The following is a 20,275-nucleotide window of genomic DNA, read 5'->3' as shown; positions in this document are numbered from 1 at the left end:
GGGTCAACCCCACCATCAACTCTATGGGTTGATGGTGGGGGTTGATGGTGGGCCGGATCAGGCCAAGCCCTTGGCGCGGGTGATGTCTTCCAGCGCCGCCAGCCAGTGATGGTAATAAGTGGTGCCGAGATCCGGATCGCCGCCCAGCTGGGCGGTCACGATGCGCGCCGACAGGGTCGCCGCCCATTCGTTCCAGCTGAACAGGCCGGCCTCGTGCAGGGACACGACCAGGGCGAAAGCCTGGGCTTCCCAGGGTTCGCGGAAGACCGGTCCCCCGGCATCGGCCGGCTGGCCCAGCAGCAGGGGCGGCATCGGCCGGGCTGTGGGCGGCGTGCAGGTGATGCCGTGGGCGCCGGCATCCGGCGTGCCGGTGGCCGCGGGGCGGGCAGCACCGGCCGGCACCACGGTGATGGGGCGGGGTGTTGAGGGGGGTTGATGCTCCGTCGCCATCATGCCGGCTCCAGATAGTCGTCCCACAGATCGGCGTGGACGCAGTCATTGGGATGGGCGGTCTCGCCCCAGAGATCGCGGGCGGCGAAGCGCACGGCATAGCAGGGCTGGGGATCCTCGCCGCGGCGGGCGGCGGCGGCATCCGGCAGCACGAAATCGCCGTGCAGGCGCTCGATCGTGCCCACGCGGCCGCGCACATAGCGCGGCGCCCTGGTATGGGCCAGCGTGTTGATATCGCGGACCTTTACCCGGTCGCCGGCCTTGAAGCGGGCGGGGCGGCCGCTGCCCTCCCGGCGGGCGCTGGCACCGCGCGCCAGGATGGCGGCGGCCTGGGTGGCATCGGGGGCGGATTTCAGATCGGCCGGCAGGGCCGGGGCCGCCGGATCGGGCACCCCCGTTTCAAATTCAGCGTCGGTGGCGAGGCCATGGCGGACCATCAACCTTTCAAGCCCGCGCAGCCAGATTTCATAGTAGCTGCTGGTCAGATAGACCGGCGGCGGCAGGCTTTCGCGGGCATGGCGTGCCTCGTCGATCGACCAGCGGCCCAGGAAACCCACCGCCAGCGTGACCGCCAGCGCGCGCGCTTCCCAGGGGGCATGAAAGACCGGCTCGTTCACCTCGATCCCGATCGGGCCGAAGCCCATCATGCCGCCCAGATCCTGTGCCCCGTTCATGGCCGCGGCTCCGCCGTCTGATCGGCGATGCGCGTGACGCCGATCATCGCATCCCGGGTGACGATCTCCGCCAGCCGATCCTCGTCCCAGCCCTCGGTGCCGGCGGGGCGCTGCGGCAGGACCAGATAGCGCAGTTCGGCGGTGCTGTCCCAGACCCTGACCTCGACCTCGTCGCCGATCGTGCAGCCGAATTCGGCGAGCACTCCGCGCGGGTCCAGCACGGCCCGCGAGCGATAGGGGGCGGATTTGTACCAGACCGGCGGCAGGCCCAGCACCGTCCAGGGGTAGCAGGAGCACAGCGTGCACACGACCATGTTGTGCACCCGGTCGGTGTTCTCCAGCACCACCATGTCCTCGCCCTGGCGGCCGGTGAAGCCGAACTCGGCGATGGCGGCGGTGGCATCGCTCAGCAGCCGGGCCTTGTAGGCCGGATCGGTCCAGGCGCGGGCGACCACGCGGGCGCCGTTGCGCGGCCCGACCTTGCTTTCATAGGTGTCGACGATCAGGTCGAGCGCCGCCGGATCGACCAGCCCCTTGGCCACCGCCAGCGTCTCGATCGCCTTCACCCGCGCCGCCATGGGCGAAGGTGGGGCCGCATGCGCGTACCCCTGCCCGTCATGTCCGTGATCATGATCGTGATCATGGGCATGGTCATGATGATCGCCTGCCATCCTGTCCTCCCTGGGGCGTCGTTTCCGTGCGCGGTTCCGTTCAGTCGACGGTAGGCCGCTCGGGTATGCGGCGCAAGTCGGTGCCCGGCAGTGTGGACCGGCCGGGCAACCCGTCATCGGCCGTCATCGCCTGTTCCAGCCAGGCGGCGACGCGCTCGATCTCGGGCCGGTCGGCCGCACTTTCCCCGTGGATCAGCCAGTAGGCGTCGGTCCAGGGCACGGCGGTGGCGAACAGCCGGGCCAGACGGCCGGCGGCGATGTCGGTCGCGACCATGCGGTTCGGCGCCAGTGCCACGCCATGGCCGGCGATGGCGGCGCCGATCAGATGGTCGTGATCCCCCAGAACCGGGCCGCGCGGCGGCTCGGCGCGGGAGATGCCGGCACTGCGGAACCACAGGTCCCAGGCATCTTCGGGGCCGCGCAGCAGCCGGTAGCGCAGCAGGGCTTCGGGGGCCGCCGGCCGGCCGGCCCGGGCCAGATAGACCGGGGCGGCGACCGGCACCAGCATGTCGCCGGCCAGCCGGTCGACCCGCTCGCTGCCGCGTGGCCGGGCCCCGATCCTCAGGATCAGGTCGGGCGGCGGGGCATCGCCATCGGGGGCGCCTTCCACCATCAGATGCGGCTCGATCCCGGGCACGGCGGCCTCGAGCTCGTCCATGCGCGGCAGCAGCCAGCGGGTGGCGATCACCGCGGGTGCCGCAATGCGGACCGGCTCGGCCGGCAGGCCGTCCAGCTCCACCAGCCCGCGGGCCAGCAGGTCGAACATTTCGCGCGAGGTGGCATAGAGCCGCCGCCCGTGTTCGGTCAGCACCACCTTGCGGTGCAGCCGGCGGAACAGCCGCATGCCCAGCCGGTCTTCCAGATCGCGGATCCGGTGGCTGATGGCGCCGTCGGTGAGGTGCAGTTCCTCGGCGGCGCGGGCGAAACTCTGATGGCGGGCGGCAGCCTCGAAGGCGTGCAGGGCACCCAGGGGGGGAAGGCGACGGCGTGACATGGCAGGACGCTCCGGATCTGGCGTCGACCGGGCGGCATCCGCTGGGCCTCTGGGGCAGCGCGGGGCGGTCAGGGGCGTGCGGTCCGCATCATGGGATCACCATGATGGGCCGGCCAGCCTGTCCGCACCATCCGCGGCCGGTCCGGCAATCCGTCTCTCCATCAAGGGAAACGGGATGGCTGAACCAACGGCCTCAGGCGGATGCCGGGTCGAAGGCGGTCTGAACTGACGGATAAGGGGAGCTTGGGCCGGAACCCGCCGCACTCAGGCGGCGCGGGGTACTCCGGAACGGGCGGAGGCCGGCGGCGTGACGGCGCCATGCCGGGCGGTCGGGGTGGCAGCGTGCTGCGGATGCATCACGGTACCACCCGGTCGCTTGTCATCTTTGCCGCGGCGACCGTCGAGGTCGAACTGACGGCGCGAGATGGAGCCTCCATCGGCATGGTCGGCCTGCCAGCCGCCAAACCAATTGCGGTCGCGACCCTGATTGCGGGCGGCCTGCACGGTCATCACGGTCACGGCGGCACCAAGGGTGATGGTCGCGATGGTGGTCGCGGTCACGGTGGTGGCGGTGGCGGTGCGAGCGGGCGAAGCGGCGGCGATCAGGGCGGACATATCGGCGATCTCCGTATCGGCACGCGGGCCGGGACGAAGTGTCCGGGCCGGGGTGCGGCTAGAGCCGGGCAAAGGATGCGCCGAAATGTCGCGCAATCCAACCCCGAATCCGTTGATCCTGCGACGATTTGATCCTTATGTCCGGCCCGCTGTGTCCTGGGGGTCGCGCGCCGCCCCTGCGGTCGGATGGCCGCCGGCCAGCGCCGCGGCCATGCGCTCGGCTTTGTCGATCATCAGCATCGCCGCCACCGGCGGGCAGGTGCGGATCGCGGTCTCGCGCCAGATCGCCAGCCAGCGATGGAAATGATCCGGCGTCAGCTCGGGCATCGCCGCATGGGTGCGCATCGGATTGCCCCTGTAGCTGCCGTCATGGAACAGCACCGAGCGCCAGAACCCCACCACCCGGGCGATGTGGTCGGGCCAGGCATCATCTGCGACCCGGGCGAAGACCGGCGCCAGCATTTCGTCGTGGCGGGCACGATCGTAGAAGGCGACGATCAGCCGTTCCAGGGTGGCGGGATCGACGGGGCTGTCGGTGACGGCTGCGCGCTGGCGGAGAGGTGGGGAGGTGGTCATGTGCGGGCTCGCGACGGCTGCGGAAGAGGCGTGGGGCGGCGGCATGCGATTGGGGCCTTGCCCCCTGCCGCGTGGCAACGTAAACCATTGTGGGGCCAAGGGGACAGACGGAAAACCCGATGACGGATCTGAAGGATCAGAAGCACTCTGTGCCACAGGGGCCGGCGACGCCGGGACGGCGGCGCTTCCTGCGTTTCGGCGTGGCCGGGCTCGTGGCCGGAACAGGCCTGCTTGCGGGCTGTGAGGCGCGCGCACCCCGCCAGATGACGGTGATCGAGCCGGCGCCGATGCCCGAAACCCTGCCCCCGCAGGAGGCGGTGCCGGGCATGCCGCTGTTCCCGACCCGGGCGGTGCTGAGCAAGATGGAGCGCAGCCTGGTCTTCTTCGACGGCGACCGCGAGGTGAAGCGCTATTCGGTCGCCATCGGCCGCGGCGGCCCGGGCCCGAAGCGGGAAGAGGGCGACGCCCTGACCCCCGAGGGCCGCTATCACATGATGCCGCCGGGACGCGAATCCCTCGACGGCTTCCGCTGGTTCATCCCGATCAGCTATCCGAATGCCGAGGACAAGGCGCGTGCCGCCGCGGTCGGCGGGCGGCTGAAGCTCGGCGGCGCGATCGGCCTGCACGGCACCGGCGACGGCCCGTGGGAAAGCATTCATGCCCGCGGCGACCGCAGCTGGACGCTCGGCTGCCTGGCGGTCACCAATCAGGAAATCGACGAGATCCGCGAGATGATCTCGTATAACGGCCGCCGTCCCTTCCCGATCGACATGCGGGCCTGAGGCCGGCCATGGGATGGCGGCTGCGGATCCTGCCCGGGCTGATCGCGAGCCTGGTCCTCGCGGCCTGCGGGGGCGGCAGCATTCCGGGGCCCGATGCGCCACGGGCGGCACCTCTGGTCTGCGCGGCGGAGCCGCCGCCGGGCGGCATGGTTGCGGCGATGGTCAATGTGGCCGAGGGCGAATGGCGGGCCTTCGGCAGCCCGGTGGTCGATTTCCGTGGCGGCGCCCCGTCGCTGAACCCGCCGGGCCTGGACGAGACCGACAGCCGGGTGCGCGGCCGGCTTCAGCTCTACTGGCGGGCGGCGGCGGATGATCACGGCCTGAAGATGGGCGCCTCCGACGTGCCGGAGCTGTCCCCCTGGTCGGCGGCCTTCATCTCCTATGTCGCCTGCATGGCCGGCATCTCCCCGGCCGATCTGCCGCCGGCCTCGCGGCATCTGGACTATGTCGACCATGTGATCTTCCGCGCCCTCGGCGCCCAGGGCGACCTGACTGCTCGTTTCGTGCCGGCCGATCCGCACGAGACCTCGATCCGGCCGGGCGATCTGCTCTGCGCCGATCGCGGCCGGTCGGAGGGTGGGCCGGAACTCGACGACTGGCACCAGCGCGCGCGGGAGGTGCTGGATGCCCGCGCCCGTGGCTGGGATACGCGGCCGCGGGGCATGCATTGCGATCTGGTGGTCAGGGTCGGGCCGGGCACGATCGCGGCGATCGGCGGCAATGTCCGGGATCGGGTGGCGATGAGCCTGTTCCCGGCCGATGCCGCGGGACGGCCGATCCCTGTCAAGGGCACGCCGCATTGGTTCGTGACGCTCGCTGCGGTCGACCACTGACCGGCACGTCGCTGCAGTTTCATCCAGCGGTCACCGGACGGTCACGGAGCGGTCCGGGCCCCGGCGGCAGGATCGGCGGACCGGCGGGCCCTTGCGGCCCGCGCGCTCCAGCGGATCCGAGGTTTCTGATGAGCGACACGGCACCCACTCCTGACCGCATCCACAACGTGCTGTTCCTGTGCACCGGCAATGCCGTGCGCAGCATTATGGCCGAAGCCCTGCTCAACCATCTGGGCAAGGGGCGTTTCCGGGCCTACAGCGCCGGCAGCCACCCGGCCGGCGCGCCCGATCCGCTGGCGCTGGCCCTGCTCGAACGGTCGCGCATCCCGACCGAGGGGCTGCGCTCGAAGAGCTGGGACGAGTTTCGTGGCCCCGACGCGCCGCGCTTCGACTTCGTGTTCACGGTCTGCGATCAGGCGCGGGAGACCTGCCCGGCCTGGCCCGGCCAGCCGATGACCGCCCATTGGGGCGTGCCCGACCCCTCGGCCGTCGAGGGCAGCGATGCCGAGCGTGCCCTGGCGGTGGCCGAGGCCTTCCGCATGCTCAACACCCGGATCGGCATCTTCGCCAATCTGTCGATCGCGGCTCTCGACCGGCTGTCGCTGCAGCAGCGCATCGACGATATCGGCGACACGGCCGCGGCCTGACGCATGATCGCCCGGCGTGGCGTCAGCCGCGCCGGGCGATCCCGCCGCCATCCAGCCGGCGCAGCGATGTGGCGAGCCGGGCCTCTGCCGCCGCGATCTCGCCCAGCGCCTGATGAACATAGCGGATATGGGCCTCTGCCGCGGTTTCGGCCGCGGCCGCATCGCCCGCCAGCACGGCGTCGTGGATCGCACGATGCTGGGCGCGCAGCGCCTCGCGGGTTTCGGGCCGGCGGAACATCGTTTCGCGATTGTCCATCACGCCCCGGCGCAGCAGGCCGGTCAGGGCGCGCATGACCTGCATCAGCACCAGATTGTGCGACGCCTCGTAAAGCGCCAGATGCAGGGCGACGTCGGCCGCGGCCTCGGCCGGTTCCGATCCGGCCTCATGGGCCCGGTCGATGGCGGCCATGGCCTCGCCGATCCGGGCGCGATCCACGTCGTTCGCCCGCCGTGCCGCCAGGCCCGCGGCCATGCGTTCCGCCGTGGCGCGGAATTCCAGATAGTCGTCGACCACCTCGCCGTGATCGGCCATCAGCGCGATCAGCGGATCGGTCAGCCCGCGGCCCAGCGGCGCCACCAGCCGTCGCCCCTGATCGGCCAGGATCAGGCCGCGGCTTTCCAGCAGTTTCAGGGCCTGACGCAGCGTCGGGCGAGAGACGCCCAGCCGCTCGGCCAGTTCCCGCTCCGGCAACAGCGGATCGCCGGGGCTGAGCGCCCCCTCCAGGATCAGCGTCTCGATCTGCCGGGCGGTTCGCGCCGCCGCGCCGTCGGCGGCCGGCTTGCCCTCGTCCTGTTCCATCACGTCCGTCCTGTTGCGCATGGCTCTTGTCATTGCGTTCTTGGTAAAATGAGTTTACCAAGATGTCGGTTCTGGTTCTCTTATACGACCGGCAGGCCCGGCCGTCATCCCCCGGAGAGCGTGATGCGCCTTGCCGACTGCCATAATTTCCACGATTTCCGCCGCATGGCCCGCCGTCGCCTGCCGGGGCCGATCTTCGACTATATCGACGGCGCCGCCGATGACGAGGTGACGCTGCGCCGCAACACCGCCGCCTTCGACGACTGCGACCTGGTGCCGCGGGTGCTGCGCGGCGTGGGTGCGGTCGACATGTCGGTGACGGTGATGGGCCAGAAGCTGGCGATGCCGGTCTACTGCTCGCCCACCGCTTTGCAGCGGCTGTTCCACCACCAGGGGGAGCGGGCGGTGGCCGCCGCGGCGGGGAAGTTCGGCACCATGTTCGGCGTCTCGTCGCTCGGCACCGTCAGCCTGGAAGAGGCGCGGCGGATCTCAAACGGCCCGCAGGTCTATCAGTTCTATTTCCACAAGGATCGCGGCCTGAACCGGGCGATGATGGAGCGGGCCCGCGATGCCGGCGTTCAGGTGATGATGCTGACGGTCGACAGCATCACCGGCGGCAATCGCGAACGCGACAAGCGCACCGGCTTCGCCATTCCTTTCCGGCTGAACCTGGCCGGGATCACGCAGTTTGCGATCAAGCCGCGCTGGGCGATCGAACATTTCACCCATGAACGCTTCCGCCTGCCCCAGCTGGATGCCCATGTCGACATGGGTGGCGGCACCATGTCGATCAGCCGCTATTTCACCGAGATGCTCGACCCCTCGATGACCTGGGACGATGTCGCCGCCATGGTTCGGGACTGGGGCGGGCAGTTCTGCCTGAAGGGCATCATGTCGGTCGAGGATGCGAAGCGGGCGGTGGAGATCGGCTGCACCGGCATCGTGCTCTCCAACCATGGCGGCCGTCAGCTCGACGGCTCGCGCACCGGCTTCGACCAGCTGGCCGAGATCGTCGATGCCGTGGGCGACCGGATCGACGTGATGATGGATGGCGGCGTCCAGCGCGGCACCCATGTGCTGAAGGCCCTGGCATTGGGAGCCAAGGCTGTGGGGCTGGGCCGCTACTATCTTTTCCCGCTGGCCGCCGCCGGTCAGCCCGGGGTGGAACGGGCGCTGGAGTTGATGCGGATCGAGATCGAGCGCGACATGAAGCTGATGGGCTGCACCTCGATCGATCAGCTTGGCCGCGACGCCTTGCGCTTCCGCCGGATCTGACGGCAGAGGGCGGACCGCCGAAAGCTGATTGCTGGCAGGGCCGGCGCTCCTGCGCTATACCGTTGAAGGAGCATCGAAACAGAACCGACTGGCGGTACCCATATGCGTCGCACCTCACGCTTCCGGGCCCTCGTCGAGGCCCCGGAGATTCTGGAAATGCCCGGTGTGCAGGATGCGCTGACCGCGCGCATCGCCGCCGAGGCCGGTTTCGAGGCGGTCACCTGCGGCGGCTATGCCTCGACGGCGGCGCTGATCGGCGAGCCCGACACCTCGCAGCTGTCCATGCGTGAACTGGCCGACCACTATGCCCGGATCTGCGATGCGGTCGATGTGCCGGTCTTTGCCGATGCCGACACCGGTTTCGGCAATGTCACCAACACCCGGCGGGCGGTGCGGGCCTATGAACAGGCCGGCGTCGCCGGGCTGTTCATCGAGGATCAGGTCTTCCCCAAGCGCTGCGGCCACATGGCGGGCAAGGCGGTGGTGCCGGTCGAGGACATGGTCGCCAAGCTGCAGGCGGCGCTGGATGCGCGGCGCGATCCGGATCTGGTGATCATGGCCAGGACGGATGCGCTTGCCGTGGACGGGATCGAGGCGGCGATCGACCGCGCCTGTCTTTATCGCGAGCTGGGCGCCGACATGGTCTTCGTCGAAGCGCCGCGCACGGTGGAGCAGATGCGCCGGATCTGTGTGGCGGTGCAGGCGCCGCTGCTGGCCAACAACATCGAGGGCGGGTTGACCCCGATGCTGACCGCGGCCGAGCTTCAGGAGATCGGCTATGCCGTGGTCACCCATCCGGTGGCCCTGACCTATGCGGTCGCCAGGGCTGCGCGCGAGCTGTTCGCGACCTTGCGCCGCGACGGCATCACCACGGCTTTTGCGGATCGCATGCTCGATTTCGACGGCTTCAACCAGCTGGTCGGGCTGCCCGATCTTCGGGCGCGCGAACAGGCCTATCTCGACCAGGCGGCGCGGGTGATCGCGAGCCGCCCCCATCCGGATCAGGAGACCGGAGAATGACCGATCGTTCGGACAAGCCGTCCACGGGGCGGCGGCGTTTTCTCTCAGGGCTCGGCGCCGGTGCGGCGGGCGCGGCCATGCTGGCCGCCGGCCGGCCGGCAGCCGCCTTCACGGTAGAGCCGGCGACCGGCACGGCGGGGGCGGTGCTGGAGAACGCGCTGGCCGAACAGCGCCGGCATCTGGCCTTCCGTGCGGAGGTGCGCGCCGAGATGGTCCGCCAGGGCGCCACGCCCGAGCGCATCGAACAGGCGCTGGCGCTGATGGACTGCCCCATCTGCGGCAGCCGGCTTGGACCCGACAGCATTTCGGCACTGCCGGCATCGGAGCGTGGGGAGGATACCGCCCGCGGGTGAAGGCCTGCCGGCACCGCCGACGATGAAGCTGTTTCTGTATTTACATTATATAATCGTTAAATAAATATTGATTTGACGTCTCCTGACGTGAAATCGTATGAACCGCCCTGCGGAATTCCGGAGCGGGTCCGGACGCATGCGGGGGTATATGTTCATGGCGAATTTCGGCGTGCGTGCGGCGGTGGCGGCCGCGCTGGTGGCGGCGGTGCCGGCGATGGCCGCCGGGGATGACGCGATCTCCGACGGGGTGATCAAGATCGGTGTGCTGAACGACATGTCCGGCATCTATGCCGACATGGCCGGCCGCGGCTCGGTGATTGCCGCTGAAATGGCGGCCGAAGAGTTCGGCGGCACGATCCTGGGTAAGCCGATCGTGATCGTCTCGGGCGATCATCAGAACAAGCCCGATATCGGCGTGACCCTGGTCAATCGCTGGATCGACGAGGAACAGGTCGATGTCATCGCCGACATCCCGACCTCGTCGGTTCTGCTGGCGGTGCAGGAGATCGGCCGGCAGAAGAACCGGCTGGTGCTGGCCTCCACGGGCGGCTCGTCGGATTTCACCGGCAAGGCCTGCGCGCCCACCGGCATCCACTGGACCTATGACACCTACGGCCTTGCGGTCGGTACCGGCCTGCCGCTGGCGGATCAGGGTCCGTGGTATTTCCTCACCGCCGATTACGCCTTCGGCCACGCGCTGGAGCGCGACACGAAAGCTGCCGTCGAGGCTGCCGGCGGCAAGGTGCTGGGCGGTGTGCGCCATCCGCAGGGAACCTCGGATTTCTCGTCCTTCCTGCTTCAGGCGCAGGGGTCGGGGGCGCGGATGATCGGCCTTGCCAATGCAGGTGCCGATTCGGTGAACGCAATCAAGCAGGCGGCGGAATTCGGCCTGGCTGCATCGGGCCTCAGGCTCGCCGGGCTCTATCTCCACATCACCGACATCCATGCGATCGGGCTGGAGACCGCCCAGGGCCTGATCATGACCCAGGCCTTTTATTGGGATCTGAACGACGAGACCCGCGCCTGGTCGGAGCGGTTCTTCGCCCGCCACGGCGCCATGCCGACCATGGGCCAGGCCGGCACCTATTCGGCGGTCCGCCACTATCTTCAGGCGGTGACGGATGCCGGCACCGATGCGACCGATGCGGTGAACGCGCAGATGCGCGCGACGCCCGTGAACGACATGTTCGCGAAGAACGGTCATATCCGGCCCGACGGCCGCATGGTCCATGATCTTTATGTGCTGGAGGTGAAGGCGCCGGGCGAATCCACCCGTCCCTGGGACTATCTGAAGCTGATCCGCACGGTGCCGGGCGATCAGGCCTTCCGGCCGCTCGACCAGGGTGGGTGCCCCCTGGTTGCCGGCGGCACGGCCGGCTGAGGCCGGTCAGGACCGGCCCCGGCCCCAGCCGTCGCGATCCCTGTCCCGGTCACGATCCCGGTGGTGGGGCCGGTCGTCATCCCAGCGACCATCGCCGCGGCCGCGGCCGCGGTCGTCCCGGTCCCGGGGGCGGTGATGATACTCCCCTGGCCGTGGCCCGTGATGCGGCGGCGGCGTCACCACCCGCACCGGCGGCCGGGGCACATAGATCACCCGCGGCGGTGGCGGCGGGGCATAGCCATAGCGGGGTGCATGATAGACCCGCGGCGGCGGGTCGCCATATCCCCAGCTGCGTCTTTCATGGGGGACGCAGGCGCCGAGCAGCAGGGCCGCCGCCGCGATGGTGATCGCGACGGCAGCCGGGCGGCGCCGGCGGGATGCCGGACGGGCAGGGTGTGGGTCCGACATGGGATTGCCTCCTTAGGCAGGGGCTGGCTGGGGGCAGGGGCCTGCGGGCGCCGGATCAGTCGTCGCGGCGCTCGCGCAGGATGTTCAGGGTTTGGGGGTCGATCTCAAGCTCGACGCGCTCATTGCCACGGGCGACGGCATCGACCTCGATCAGCCCGTCATCGATGCTGACATCGGTGATGGTCGCGTAGCCCCGGTCGCTGAGCATCCGGGCAAGGGCCGGCAGATCCAGCGCGATGTCGGGGCGGCGGTCACCGTCGTCACGACGCTCGCGGATGACCTCGTAGCTGCGCGGATCGATATGCAGTTCCACCTGCAGCCCGTCGCGAGAGACGGCCTCGGCCGAAATGTGGCGACGGTCGAGATCGACATCGGTGATCCGGGTATAGCCGCCCGCCGCCAGCCGTTCGCCCAGCACCCGCAGATCCAGCTCGGCGGCCGGGCGCGGGCCGGGGCCGTCATGGGGCCGGTCGTGGCGCGGGCCCCGGTCGCGATCGCCCCGCTCCCGCTCCTTCCCGCCCCAGGGCGGCGGGCCGTCGGCGGGGCGGACGGTGAAGCTGCGGCCGTCATCCCAGGTGATGGTGGTGGCGTCGAAATTCGGGCCGGCGATGCGGCCGGTGACCGTCAGCCGGTCGCCTTCCTTCACGCCGACATCGTGGTACCAGTGGGGGCCGGCATGGACCAGCACCTTGCCGCTCGGATCCTCGAGCACGAAGTCGTTGCCCCAGACACCGGTGACGGTGCCCGCGATGGTGATCTCGCGATAGAGATCCAGCTGGCCGATCGGCGTGTCGAGCGCCCGGGCCGGTGCGGCGGGCAGGGTGGCCGCGATCAGCCCCAGTGCCGCGGCCCCGAAGGTGGCTGCGGCGATCGGGCGGCGTCGCGTCGTCCTGGCGGTCATGTCGTCACTCCTCTGCGTCTCCACACGCCGTGTCCGGCGCGTCTCGATGAAGCCATCATGGCAGCCCGGCCCTCGCCGGAAACTGAACGATCCGTTCATGTACCGTTCATGGAAGATCGGGCAGGATCACGCGCATGCGCGTAATCCGTCTCCACCGCCACCTGTGCCGCATCTCGACCGCCCTGGCCCTTGCCGTGCCGGTGGCGCTGACCGTTTTCGCCCCGCAGCCGGGCCTTGCCGATCCGCCCGGGGATCGCCGGGCGCTGCGCGAAGCCGTGCGCGAAGGCCGGGTGGTGCCGCTCTCTCGCATCGTCGCCTGGATCGGCGAGCGCTATCGCGGCCGGGTGATCGAGGCGGAACTCGAACGCGACGACGATGACGACGACGACATGATCTATGTCGTCGACCTGTTGACCGAGGCCGGAACCGTGCTGAAATTCCGCTTCCGGGCCTCGGATGGCGCCTTTCTGGAAGTCGCCGGCCGGGGGATCGAGGCTGCGAGGATCCGATGAGAATTCTGCTCGCCGAAGACGATGCCGAGCTTGCCGACCGGCTGAAGAAGGTGCTGGTCGAGGCGGGGTTCACGGTCGACATCGCCGCCGATGGGACGCTCGCCGAATATCTGGGCCAGACCGAAACCTATGATGCGGTGGTGCTGGATCTGGGCCTGCCGGGCATGAACGGGGTCAGCGTGCTGCAGCGCTGGCGCGAGGACGGGCTGGACATGCCGGTGCTGATCCTGACGGCGCGCGGCCGCTGGTCGGAAAAACAGGCCGGCTTCCATGCCGGTGCCGACGACTATATGACCAAGCCTTTCGAAATGGGCGAGGTGGTGCTGCGCCTTCATGCCCTGATCCGCCGGGCTTCGGGCCATGCGGCGGCGGATCTGCGCTGCGGATCGCTGGTGCTCGACACCCGCGCCGGCCGTTTCCGGATCGACGGCGCCGGGCTCGATCTCACCGCCCAGGAATACCGGCTGCTGGCCTATCTGATGCACAATCAGGGCCGGGTGGTCGGCCGGAGCGAAATCGTCGAGCATGTCTATGAACGCGATGCCGATCCGGATTCCAACGTCGTCGACGTGCTGCTCGCCCGCATCCGCCGCAAGCTCGACCGGCCGCTGATCCGCACCGTGCGCGGCCGCGGCTGGGTGCTGGAGGCGGGCGCCAGTTGAGCGAGGATCCCGCCTCCGCACCCCCGCCCCGCCGTGCGGGGTCGATCGCGCTCCGCCTGGCCGCGGCGGCCCTGGTTTCCACCCTGATCGCCGTCACCGCCGGCGGGTTCGCGCTCTCCCATGCCTTCCATCGCTCGGTCGAGGCGGCGTTCGATCAGCGGCTCGAAGCCTTGCACCGGGCGCTGGTCGCCGCACTCAGGGTGGGGCGCAACGGCGCCATCGGCCTCGATCGCGGACTCGGCGACCCGCGCTTCGACCAGATCTTTTCGGGCTGGTACTGGCAGGTGGAAGAGGTCGGCCAGGAAGGCATGACCGACGAGGTCGTGCTCGCCTCGCGCTCGCTCTGGGATCAGACGCTGGATGTCTTCGGCACCCCGGGCTCCGGCCCGGCCGCCGTCCGTCAGATCGTCGACGGGCCGACCGAAGGCGTGCCGCTGCGTCTGGTCGCCCGCACCATCACGCTCCCCGATCATGACGGTCCGCTGGTGGTGGCGGTGGCGGCCGATGCGGCCGAAATCGGGCTGGAGACCCGGCGTTTCGACCGCTTGCTGATCCTGATGCTGGGCGGGCTGGTGCTGGTGGCGACGCTGCTGACGCTGGTTCAGCTGCGCTGGGGGCTGGCGCCACTCCGGCGGCTCTCGGGCGATCTGGATGCGATCCGCGCCGGCCGGGCGGCCCGGCTCGATGAACAGCGCCCGCGCGAGGTGCTGCCGCTGGTCCGGGCGATGAACGGCGTGCTCGACCATGATGCCGAGGTGGTACGCCGGGCCCGCGCCCAGGCCGGCAATCTCGCCCACGGGCTCAAGACCCCGCTGACCCTGCTCGCGGCCGACATCGCCGATCTGCCCGAGGACCGGCGCGAGGTTGCCCGCCGGCAGATCGACGCCATGCGGCTGATCGTCGAGCGTCATTTGACCCGCGCCTCTGCCGCCGCCAATGCCGCGGTGATCGGGGCCCGGACGCCGGTCGCGCCGGTTGCCGCCGACATTGCCCGCAGTCTGGAGCGGATGTTCGCCCGCCGCGACCCGCCGCTTTCCATCGCCGTCGATCTGGCCCCGGATCTCGAGCCTCGTGGCGAGCTCGACTTCCGCGGCGAGCGTCAGGATCTGGAAGAGATCCTGGGCAATCTGATGGAGAATGCCTGCAAATGGGCCGCCGGCCGCGTCCGGGTGAGCGGTGCGGCAGCCGGCGGCGACATGCTCCTGATCCTGATCGAGGATGACGGCCCGGGCCTGACCCCCGATCAGGCCCGGGCGGCCCTGCAGCGCGGCCGGCGGCTGGACGAGCGGGTGCCCGGATCGGGGCTCGGCCTGTCCATCGTCTCGGATGTGGTCGAGATCTATGGCGGCACGCTCGCACTGACCGCGAGCGAGGAACTGGGCGGTCTCGCTGCCCGGGTGACGCTGCCCCGTGCGGAAGAGACCGGCCGGCGCCGCCGGTGAGGGGATCAGACCAGCCGGTCGCGCCCGCTCCAGAAGCGGTCGCGGACCGCCCGTTTCAGGATCTTGCCAACCGGGCTGCGCGGCAGGGCCTCTTCGAACAGCACCGATTTGGGCGTCTTGACCGGGCCGAGCTTCGACCGGCAAAGGGCGATCAGCTCTTCCGCCGTCACGTCGGCGCCGGGAACGGGCTCGACCACCGCGGTCACCGCCTCGCCCCATTTCGGGTCGGGGACGCCGATCACCACGCAGTTCTGCACGGCGGCATGGCCCTGGATCACGTTTTCAACCTCGGCCGAATAGACGTTGAAGCCGCCGGTGATGATCATGTCCTTCTTGCGGTCGACGATGTAGACGAAACCGTCCGCATCCATCCAGCCGACATCGCCGGTATGGTGCCAGCCGAACTGGCTGACCTCTGCCGTCGCCTCGGGACGCTTGTGATAGCCGGCCATCACCAGGTCGCCGCGGACCACGATCTCACCCCGCTCGCCCCGGGGCAGGACGCTGCCGTCGTCATCCATGATCTCGACCCGGGTCAGCAGGGTCGGGCGGCCGCAGGAGGCGAGGCGGTGGACGAGGGCGGGATCGGCTGCCGCCGCCGCATGCTCGGCGGGCGACAGGAAGGTGCAGAGCATCGGCGCTTCGGCCTGGCCATAGGTCTGGGCCATCACCGGGCCGAAAACCCTGATCGCCTCGGCCAGCTTGTCGGGTGCCATGGGCGAGGCGGCATAGATGAAATGGCGGAGCGAGCCGTAGTCGAAGTCGCGCAGCCGCGGATGGCCGAGCATGCCGTAGATCACGGTCGGCGGCAGGAAGAGGTCGGTGACCTTCTCGCGATCGATCGCCTCCATCACCTCCAGCGGATCGGCGCGCTCGATGATCACCACCCGGGCGCCGGCGGCAAGCGCCGGGAAGGCCATGGCGCCGGCGGCATGGGTCATCGGGGCGGCGACCAGATAGACCGGACGGTCGACCGGCGGCATGGCGGCGTGGGTGATTGCAATCAGCGCCGTCCACACCCCCTCGGTCAGCCGGACGGCCTTGGAGCGGCCGGTGGTGCCGCCGGTGGGGAAAAGGGCGGCCAGGCGGTTCGGATCGGGACGCAGATCCGGGACCGGCAGCCCCTCCGCCCGGGCCAGCAGATCGTCGAGCGAGAGGGCGCCGTCGAGCGGGCCGTCGATGCAGATCACGTCTTCGAGCGTCGTTACCGTCTCGCGGATCCGCGGCAGATAGCCGGCGAAGCTTGAATGGATGAACAGCGTCCGGCAGTCGGCGGTGTCGAGAAAGTCGATATTGTCGTCGGCATGGCCACGGGCATTGATCGGCGCCCAGACCCCGCCGGCCCTGACGCCGCCGAGCAGGCAGGCGAAGGCGAGCGCGTGATTTGGGCTCCAGACCGCGACGGTGCCGACCGCTGCCGGATCGCCGCCCGCCCGGGCGACCAGGGCGGCGGCGATGCGGCAGGTGAGGGTGCGGGCTTCGGTATAGGTGAGGCTGTGCCCGGCCGAGACCAGAGCCTCACGATCGGGAGCGATGGCCGCCCCCCGATCGAAAAAATCGATGATGCGCATGGGGGGCGGTTCCTTCCCGGTTTCTTATTGTGGGCCTGGTTCCTGCTGCAGGACCGGGATCACTTGACCAGAGGGCAGCCGCCCTTGTCGAGCGGGCGGAAGGCCTCGTCGCCCGGAATCGCGCGCACCACCTTGAACACGTCGCCGCGGGTCTTCGACTCCGACGACGGCTTCACCTCGGTCAGCAGCATGTCGTGGATCATCAGCCCGTCGGCGCGGACCTTGCCGTCCTTCACGAACAGATCCTCGACCGGCATCTCGCGCATCTTGGCCGCGACCTGATCGCGGGCATCGGTGCCGGCGGCCTCGACCGCCTTCAGATAGTGGTTCACCGCCGAATAGACGCCGATCTGCAGAGAGGTCGGCCAGGTGCCGTGCAGCTTGGCGAAGCGCTCGCCGAAGGCCTGGGTTTCGGCATTCAGGCTCGCCTCATAGCCGTTGATCGCGGTCAGGCCCTTGAGGTCGTCGGCGCCGATCGCCAGCACGTCGGTGTTGAAGAACAGCATCGCGACCATCTTCTGGCCCGAGTCGGCGAGGCCGAATTCCTTCGCCTGCTTGAGCGCGTTGACCGTGTCGCCGCCGGCATTGATCAGCGCCACCGTGTTGGCACCCGAGCCCTGGGCCTGCAGCAGGTAGGACGAGAAGTCCGGCGTGTTCAGCGGATGCTTGACCGAACCCGCGATCTTACCGCCGGCCTCGGTGATCGCCTTGGTCAGATCGCTGGCCAGGGCCTCGCCGAAAGCATAGTCGACCTGGACCAGGAACCAGTTGTCACCACCTTCCGCGACCGTGGCGCGGCCCAGCGCATTGGCGACCGAATAGGTGTCGTAGCTCCACTGGAAGCCGTAGGGAGAGCAGGCCTCGCCGGTGAACTTCGACACGCCGCCGCCCGAGGAGACCAGGATGCCGTCCTTGTTGCGGACGATTTCCTGCAGCGCCAGCAGCACGCCCGAATTCGGCACGTCGAAGATGGCGTCCACACCTTCGACGTCCAGCCAGCGGTTCACCGTCGACGAGCCGATATCGGCCTTGTTCTGGTGGTCGGCCGAGACGACCTCGACCGGCTTGCCCAGCGCCTTGCCGCCGAAATCTTCCACCGCCATGCGGGCCGCGACCACCGCACCTTCGCCGGTGGCGTCGGAATAGGGGCCGGAGCGGTCATTGAGGATGCCGATCTTCACGGCACCATCGGCACCGGCCATGGCCGGGGCGGCGAGGGCGAGGCCGGCGGTACCGGCGAGCAGCGCCGCGGCCATCAGGCGGGTCAGCGGGGTCTTGAGCGCGATCATCCTTGGGATCCTCCCGGGGTCGGTGACCTCTGCGGTCTTGCCTGCCGCATCAGTCGGTTCTGGATGAGAGACTATCAGCTGATCATAGTAACACAATATTATTGTGCTATTTGGTTTGAAACATGGCTCGCTTGACCCCGGCCCCCGGCGGGACGCAGGATGTTTCAAAGCCGCCAGCCGGAGCCCCGATGTCAGACACCCCGCGAGACCCGTCCATCCCGGAGCTGCCGAAGCGCGCGCCGCTCGGCGATCTGGCGGATGCGACCGCCGCCGCCCATCGGGTCGCGCAGCTGTTCTTCTTCGCCCATCGCGGCTTCACCGGCGATGCCGACAGCTTCCTGCGCGAGCACGGGCTTGGCCGCGCCCATTACCGGGTGATGTATTTCGCGGCCCGGCTGCCGGGGATCACGGTCGGGGAGCTGCTCGACATCCTGGGGATCACGGCGCAGGGCGTGGCCCGGGTGCTGAACCGGCTGCTCGATGACGGGCTGTTGCGCCAGGAAACCGATCGCGGCGACCGGCGGCGGCGGCGGCTCTATCTCACCGAGGCCGGCATCCGGATGGAGCGGGCCGCCTTTGCCTGTCAGGAAGCGGTGATTTCGGCCGCGATCCGCGCGGCGGGGCCGCGCCATGCCGATGATTTCTCGACCATCATGATGGCGCTGGCCCGGGCCGAAGACCGGCCGCTTCTGGCGCGGGTGATGGCGGCAACCGGCGAGGGCGACGGCGACAGCTGAGCGCCGGTCAGCGACAGATGCTCCAGCGCCCCATGTCCAGATGGAAATGGTCGCGATGGGCCGCGTTGTAGTCGGGGCCGAGCACGCCGCGAAACACCTCGCAGGCGCCGTCACGCAGCTCGCGCAGGAAGGCGCGCTTGCGGGCGTCGTCGCCCGACCAGTCGCGCGCCAGGGTGATGCGGGTTCCGTCGGCGAGCACCAGGCCGGCGATGTCGATCGCATTGGCGGTGGCATGCTGGCTGGGGGTGCTGCCGCCGCGCACCGGGCGGCAGGCATAGGTGCCCAGATGTTCGACCCGCGCAACCGGGCTTGCGAAATGGCGACGGGCGGCGGGTTGCAGAATGTGGCGCTCGAAGATCGACCAGGCGACCATCAGCGGACAGCTGGCGGTAAAGCCCGACGAGAAGCGCAGATCTTCGGCACCATCGACCCGGACGGCGTTCCGGAAGCCGCAGCTTTCGGCCGTCTGCCGGTCGGGCACCGGCGTGAAGGCCAGCGACCCGGTCTCAAGCACCGTCAGGCACTGGTCGGGCGCGTCCTTCAGCCGGGCGATCTTCCAGCCGGTCAGCAGGTTCGGGGCGTCGGCGATGACCGGCGGGGCGAAAGGGTTCCAGCGATCCGGCAGCCGCACCAGCCCGGCAGCCAGAGCGAGGCCGGCACCGGCGAGGCCGAGGATCAGGACGGTCAGGATCAGGCGTGCGGGGCGCATGACCTGTCAGGTGGGGCGCCCGACAGGCCGGCCAAGCCGGGACACGGATCGGTCACGCCGTTGTCCGGGTCTCGACTGGAATGTTGTCGATCAGCCGGGTGCTGCCCAGCCGCGCCGCGACCAGCAGCCGGGCCGGCCGGCCCGGCACCGGCGCCCGGTCCAGCGGCGCCAGGGTTTCGGCATCGACCAGATCCAGATATTCGACCCGGCCATAGCCGAGATCGGTGAGCCGTGCGCGGCCGCGGGTGAGGGCGCCTGCGACCGCATCACCGTCATCGGCGGCGGCGGCCAGGATGGCCGCGGCGGTTTCGTGCAGCACGCCGTTCAGTGCCTCGGCGGCCGGGCGCTCGCGGGCGTCGAGATAGACATTGCGCGACGACCGGGCGAGGCCCGATGGCTCGCGGCTGGTGGGGGCGCCCACGATCTCCACCGGGATGTCGAGATCCGTCACCATCCGCCGGATCACCTGCAATTGCTGCCAGTCCTTCTCGCCGAACACGGCCACATCCGGCCCGCAGCCGATCAGCAGCTTGGCGACCACCGTCGCCATGCCGTCGAAATGGCCGGGGCGCCAGGGGCCGCACAGCCCCTGGGTCAGCCGGTCGACATGCACGGTGGTGGCGGCATCGGGGCGGTACATGTCGCCGACCGCCGGCATCCAGGCAAGATCGACACCCCGTTCCGCCAGCCGGGCCAGATCGCCGGCCTCGTCGCGCGGGTAGCGGTCGAAATCCTCTCCGGGCGCGAACTGCGTGGGGTTGACGAAGATGCTGACCACCACCCGGTCGGCCCGGGCGCGCGCGATGTCGATCAGGCTCAGATGGCCGTCATGCAGGGCGCCCATGGTCGGCACCAGGGCTATGCGTGCACCCTGGGCGCGCCACCGCAGCACCCGGCCGCGCAGATCGGCGCGATCCCGGACGATGTCGACGGCGGGGTTCGATGCAGCGGCGAGGGAGGGCGAGGACATGGTA

General features: G+C 69.7%; 23 protein-coding genes and 1 pseudogene. 11 read left to right on the top strand and 13 right to left on the bottom strand.

Features of this window, described 5'->3' with window-relative positions; genetic code table 11:
- Positions 1-63: 63 nt before the first annotated feature.
- From WI697_RS12820 to WI697_RS12795, 6 genes and pseudogenes are all read right to left on the bottom strand, one after another.
- Positions 64-312: pseudogene (locus WI697_RS12820) on the bottom strand (nitrile hydratase accessory protein); the annotation flags it as partial.
- A gap of 137 nt (positions 313-449) precedes the next feature.
- Positions 450-1,124 (bottom strand): nitrile hydratase subunit beta, encoded by a 675-nt coding sequence (nthB, locus tag WI697_RS12815; protein ID WP_296714049.1) that lies wholly within the window; start codon positions 1,122-1,124, stop codon positions 450-452.
- Complete coding sequence (gene nthA, locus WI697_RS12810; RefSeq protein ID WP_345958722.1) at positions 1,121-1,795, bottom strand: nitrile hydratase subunit alpha; 675 nt, start codon at positions 1,793-1,795, stop codon at positions 1,121-1,123. Before nthA ends, nthB begins: the two co-directional genes overlap by 4 nt.
- A 40-nt stretch (positions 1,796-1,835) precedes the next feature.
- Positions 1,836-2,789 (bottom strand): LysR substrate-binding domain-containing protein, encoded by a 954-nt coding sequence (locus tag WI697_RS12805; protein ID WP_062761589.1) that lies wholly within the window; start codon positions 2,787-2,789, stop codon positions 1,836-1,838.
- Between the two features lie 264 nt (positions 2,790-3,053).
- Entirely contained in the window at positions 3,054-3,404 is a 351-nt protein-coding gene (locus WI697_RS12800) for a hypothetical protein (RefSeq protein ID WP_062761588.1), read from the bottom strand.
- Positions 3,405-3,539: 135 nt separating this feature from the next.
- Positions 3,540-3,980: a group III truncated hemoglobin gene (locus WI697_RS12795; RefSeq protein WP_345958721.1), complete on the bottom strand. Its 441-nt coding sequence runs from the start codon at positions 3,978-3,980 to the stop codon at positions 3,540-3,542.
- 119 nt (positions 3,981-4,099) lie between these two features.
- Between WI697_RS12795 and WI697_RS12790 the strand changes: the two genes are divergently transcribed.
- From WI697_RS12790 to WI697_RS12780, 3 genes are all read left to right on the top strand, one after another.
- The gene (locus tag WI697_RS12790) at positions 4,100-4,762 is read left to right on the top strand and encodes a L,D-transpeptidase family protein (protein ID WP_345958720.1); all 663 of its coding nucleotides are present in this window, start codon (positions 4,100-4,102) and stop codon (positions 4,760-4,762) included.
- Positions 4,763-4,770: 8 nt separating this feature from the next.
- Positions 4,771-5,595, top strand: coding sequence for a DUF2272 domain-containing protein (locus WI697_RS12785; protein WP_062761585.1), 825 nt, complete (start codon positions 4,771-4,773; stop codon positions 5,593-5,595).
- 128 nt (positions 5,596-5,723) lie between these two features.
- The gene (locus tag WI697_RS12780; RefSeq protein ID WP_062761584.1) at positions 5,724-6,242 is read left to right on the top strand and encodes an arsenate reductase ArsC; all 519 of its coding nucleotides are present in this window, start codon (positions 5,724-5,726) and stop codon (positions 6,240-6,242) included.
- Positions 6,243-6,264: 22 nt separating this feature from the next.
- On the opposite strand, the gene WI697_RS12775 is transcribed toward WI697_RS12780, so the two are convergent.
- The gene (locus tag WI697_RS12775) at positions 6,265-7,041 is read right to left on the bottom strand and encodes an FCD domain-containing protein (protein ID WP_345958751.1); all 777 of its coding nucleotides are present in this window, start codon (positions 7,039-7,041) and stop codon (positions 6,265-6,267) included.
- Between the two features lie 123 nt (positions 7,042-7,164).
- On the opposite strand from WI697_RS12775, the gene WI697_RS12770 reads away from it, so the two are divergent.
- The 4 genes from WI697_RS12770 to WI697_RS12755 all read left to right on the top strand — a co-directional run bounded on the left by WI697_RS12770 (position 7,165) and on the right by WI697_RS12755 (position 11,070).
- Positions 7,165-8,316, top strand: a complete 1,152-nt coding sequence (locus tag WI697_RS12770; RefSeq protein WP_345958719.1) for an alpha-hydroxy acid oxidase — start codon at positions 7,165-7,167, stop codon at positions 8,314-8,316.
- A gap of 102 nt (positions 8,317-8,418) precedes the next feature.
- Positions 8,419-9,336, top strand: coding sequence for an isocitrate lyase/PEP mutase family protein (locus WI697_RS12765; protein WP_345958718.1), 918 nt, complete (start codon positions 8,419-8,421; stop codon positions 9,334-9,336).
- Positions 9,333-9,689, top strand: coding sequence for a hypothetical protein (locus WI697_RS12760; RefSeq protein ID WP_062761580.1), 357 nt, complete (start codon positions 9,333-9,335; stop codon positions 9,687-9,689). The genes WI697_RS12765 and WI697_RS12760 overlap by 4 nt, the downstream gene beginning before the upstream one ends.
- Before the next feature lie 136 nt (positions 9,690-9,825).
- Complete coding sequence (locus tag WI697_RS12755) at positions 9,826-11,070, top strand: ABC transporter substrate-binding protein (protein WP_345958717.1); 1,245 nt, start codon at positions 9,826-9,828, stop codon at positions 11,068-11,070.
- A 6-nt stretch (positions 11,071-11,076) separates the two neighbouring features.
- Here WI697_RS12755 and WI697_RS12750 read toward each other — a convergent pair whose 3' ends face one another.
- Positions 11,077-11,478: a hypothetical protein gene (locus WI697_RS12750; RefSeq protein ID WP_345958716.1), complete on the bottom strand. Its 402-nt coding sequence runs from the start codon at positions 11,476-11,478 to the stop codon at positions 11,077-11,079.
- A gap of 55 nt (positions 11,479-11,533) precedes the next feature.
- Entirely contained in the window at positions 11,534-12,379 is an 846-nt protein-coding gene (locus WI697_RS12745) for a PepSY domain-containing protein (RefSeq protein ID WP_345958715.1), read from the bottom strand.
- 134 nt (positions 12,380-12,513) lie between these two features.
- Here WI697_RS12745 and WI697_RS12740 point away from each other — a divergent pair, with 134 nt between their 5' ends.
- From WI697_RS12740 to WI697_RS12730, 3 genes are read left to right on the top strand one after another with little or no spacing between them, the layout of a single operon-like run.
- Positions 12,514-12,891 carry a PepSY domain-containing protein gene (locus tag WI697_RS12740; protein WP_345958714.1) on the top strand — a complete coding sequence of 126 codons (378 nt, stop codon included), beginning with the start codon at positions 12,514-12,516 and terminating at the stop codon, positions 12,889-12,891.
- The gene (locus WI697_RS12735; RefSeq protein ID WP_014743988.1) at positions 12,888-13,553 is read left to right on the top strand and encodes a response regulator transcription factor; all 666 of its coding nucleotides are present in this window, start codon (positions 12,888-12,890) and stop codon (positions 13,551-13,553) included. The genes WI697_RS12740 and WI697_RS12735 overlap by 4 nt, the downstream gene beginning before the upstream one ends.
- A complete protein-coding gene (locus WI697_RS12730) occupies positions 13,550-14,995 on the top strand; it encodes a sensor histidine kinase (RefSeq protein WP_345958713.1) in 1,446 nt (481 codons plus the stop codon). Before WI697_RS12735 ends, WI697_RS12730 begins: the two co-directional genes overlap by 4 nt.
- Positions 14,996-15,000: 5 nt before the next feature.
- On the opposite strand, the gene WI697_RS12725 is transcribed toward WI697_RS12730, so the two are convergent.
- Positions 15,001-16,566: an AMP-binding protein gene (locus WI697_RS12725; RefSeq protein WP_345958712.1), complete on the bottom strand. Its 1,566-nt coding sequence runs from the start codon at positions 16,564-16,566 to the stop codon at positions 15,001-15,003.
- A gap of 59 nt (positions 16,567-16,625) precedes the next feature.
- Positions 16,626-17,855 (bottom strand): ABC transporter substrate-binding protein, encoded by a 1,230-nt coding sequence (locus WI697_RS12720; RefSeq protein ID WP_062761570.1) that lies wholly within the window; start codon positions 17,853-17,855, stop codon positions 16,626-16,628.
- Between the two features lie 188 nt (positions 17,856-18,043).
- Here WI697_RS12720 and WI697_RS12715 point away from each other — a divergent pair, with 188 nt between their 5' ends.
- The gene (locus WI697_RS12715) at positions 18,044-18,592 is read left to right on the top strand and encodes a MarR family winged helix-turn-helix transcriptional regulator (RefSeq protein ID WP_062761569.1); all 549 of its coding nucleotides are present in this window, start codon (positions 18,044-18,046) and stop codon (positions 18,590-18,592) included.
- Positions 18,593-18,599: 7 nt separating this feature from the next.
- On the opposite strand, the gene WI697_RS12710 is transcribed toward WI697_RS12715, so the two are convergent.
- Together WI697_RS12710 and panC are read right to left on the bottom strand one after the other, a co-directional pair.
- Entirely contained in the window at positions 18,600-19,301 is a 702-nt protein-coding gene (locus WI697_RS12710) for an extensin-like domain-containing protein (RefSeq protein WP_298651008.1), read from the bottom strand.
- 52 nt (positions 19,302-19,353) lie between these two features.
- Positions 19,354-20,271, bottom strand: coding sequence for a pantoate--beta-alanine ligase (gene panC, locus WI697_RS12705; protein ID WP_062761567.1), 918 nt, complete (start codon positions 20,269-20,271; stop codon positions 19,354-19,356).
- Positions 20,272-20,275: the final 4 nt, after the last annotated feature.

Source organism: Tistrella mobilis (assembly GCF_039634785.1).
Classification (GTDB): domain Bacteria; phylum Pseudomonadota; class Alphaproteobacteria; order Tistrellales; family Tistrellaceae; genus Tistrella; species Tistrella mobilis.
Note: the sequence above shows the minus strand (reverse complement) of the source record. Positions and strands in the feature narration are given on the sequence as shown.

Excerpts from the sequence above, each read along its gene's own strand:
- nthB (WP_296714049.1), bottom strand. The coding sequence starts at position 1,124 with ATGAACGGGGCACAGGATCTGGGCGGCATGATGGGCTTCGGCCCGATC.
- nthA (WP_345958722.1), bottom strand. The coding sequence starts at position 1,795 with ATGGCAGGCGATCATCATGACCATGCCCATGATCACGATCATGATCAC.
- WI697_RS12805 (WP_062761589.1), bottom strand. The coding sequence starts at position 2,789 with ATGTCACGCCGTCGCCTTCCCCCCCTGGGTGCCCTGCACGCCTTCGAG.
- WI697_RS12800 (WP_062761588.1), bottom strand. The coding sequence starts at position 3,404 with ATGTCCGCCCTGATCGCCGCCGCTTCGCCCGCTCGCACCGCCACCGCC.
- WI697_RS12795 (WP_345958721.1), bottom strand. The coding sequence starts at position 3,980 with ATGACCACCTCCCCACCTCTCCGCCAGCGCGCAGCCGTCACCGACAGC.
- WI697_RS12790 (WP_345958720.1), top strand. The coding sequence starts at position 4,100 with ATGACGGATCTGAAGGATCAGAAGCACTCTGTGCCACAGGGGCCGGCG.
- WI697_RS12785 (WP_062761585.1), top strand. The coding sequence starts at position 4,771 with ATGGGATGGCGGCTGCGGATCCTGCCCGGGCTGATCGCGAGCCTGGTC.
- WI697_RS12780 (WP_062761584.1), top strand. The coding sequence starts at position 5,724 with ATGAGCGACACGGCACCCACTCCTGACCGCATCCACAACGTGCTGTTC.
- WI697_RS12775 (WP_345958751.1), bottom strand. The coding sequence starts at position 7,041 with ATGGAACAGGACGAGGGCAAGCCGGCCGCCGACGGCGCGGCGGCGCGA.
- WI697_RS12770 (WP_345958719.1), top strand. The coding sequence starts at position 7,165 with ATGCGCCTTGCCGACTGCCATAATTTCCACGATTTCCGCCGCATGGCC.
- WI697_RS12765 (WP_345958718.1), top strand. The coding sequence starts at position 8,419 with ATGCGTCGCACCTCACGCTTCCGGGCCCTCGTCGAGGCCCCGGAGATT.
- WI697_RS12760 (WP_062761580.1), top strand. The coding sequence starts at position 9,333 with ATGACCGATCGTTCGGACAAGCCGTCCACGGGGCGGCGGCGTTTTCTC.
- WI697_RS12755 (WP_345958717.1), top strand. The coding sequence starts at position 9,826 with ATGCGGGGGTATATGTTCATGGCGAATTTCGGCGTGCGTGCGGCGGTG.
- WI697_RS12750 (WP_345958716.1), bottom strand. The coding sequence starts at position 11,478 with ATGTCGGACCCACACCCTGCCCGTCCGGCATCCCGCCGGCGCCGCCCG.
- WI697_RS12745 (WP_345958715.1), bottom strand. The coding sequence starts at position 12,379 with ATGACCGCCAGGACGACGCGACGCCGCCCGATCGCCGCAGCCACCTTC.
- WI697_RS12740 (WP_345958714.1), top strand. The coding sequence starts at position 12,514 with ATGCGCGTAATCCGTCTCCACCGCCACCTGTGCCGCATCTCGACCGCC.
- WI697_RS12735 (WP_014743988.1), top strand. The coding sequence starts at position 12,888 with ATGAGAATTCTGCTCGCCGAAGACGATGCCGAGCTTGCCGACCGGCTG.
- WI697_RS12725 (WP_345958712.1), bottom strand. The coding sequence starts at position 16,566 with ATGCGCATCATCGATTTTTTCGATCGGGGGGCGGCCATCGCTCCCGAT.
- WI697_RS12720 (WP_062761570.1), bottom strand. The coding sequence starts at position 17,855 with ATGATCGCGCTCAAGACCCCGCTGACCCGCCTGATGGCCGCGGCGCTG.
- WI697_RS12715 (WP_062761569.1), top strand. The coding sequence starts at position 18,044 with ATGTCAGACACCCCGCGAGACCCGTCCATCCCGGAGCTGCCGAAGCGC.
- WI697_RS12710 (WP_298651008.1), bottom strand. The coding sequence starts at position 19,301 with ATGCGCCCCGCACGCCTGATCCTGACCGTCCTGATCCTCGGCCTCGCC.
- panC (WP_062761567.1), bottom strand. The coding sequence starts at position 20,271 with ATGTCCTCGCCCTCCCTCGCCGCTGCATCGAACCCCGCCGTCGACATC.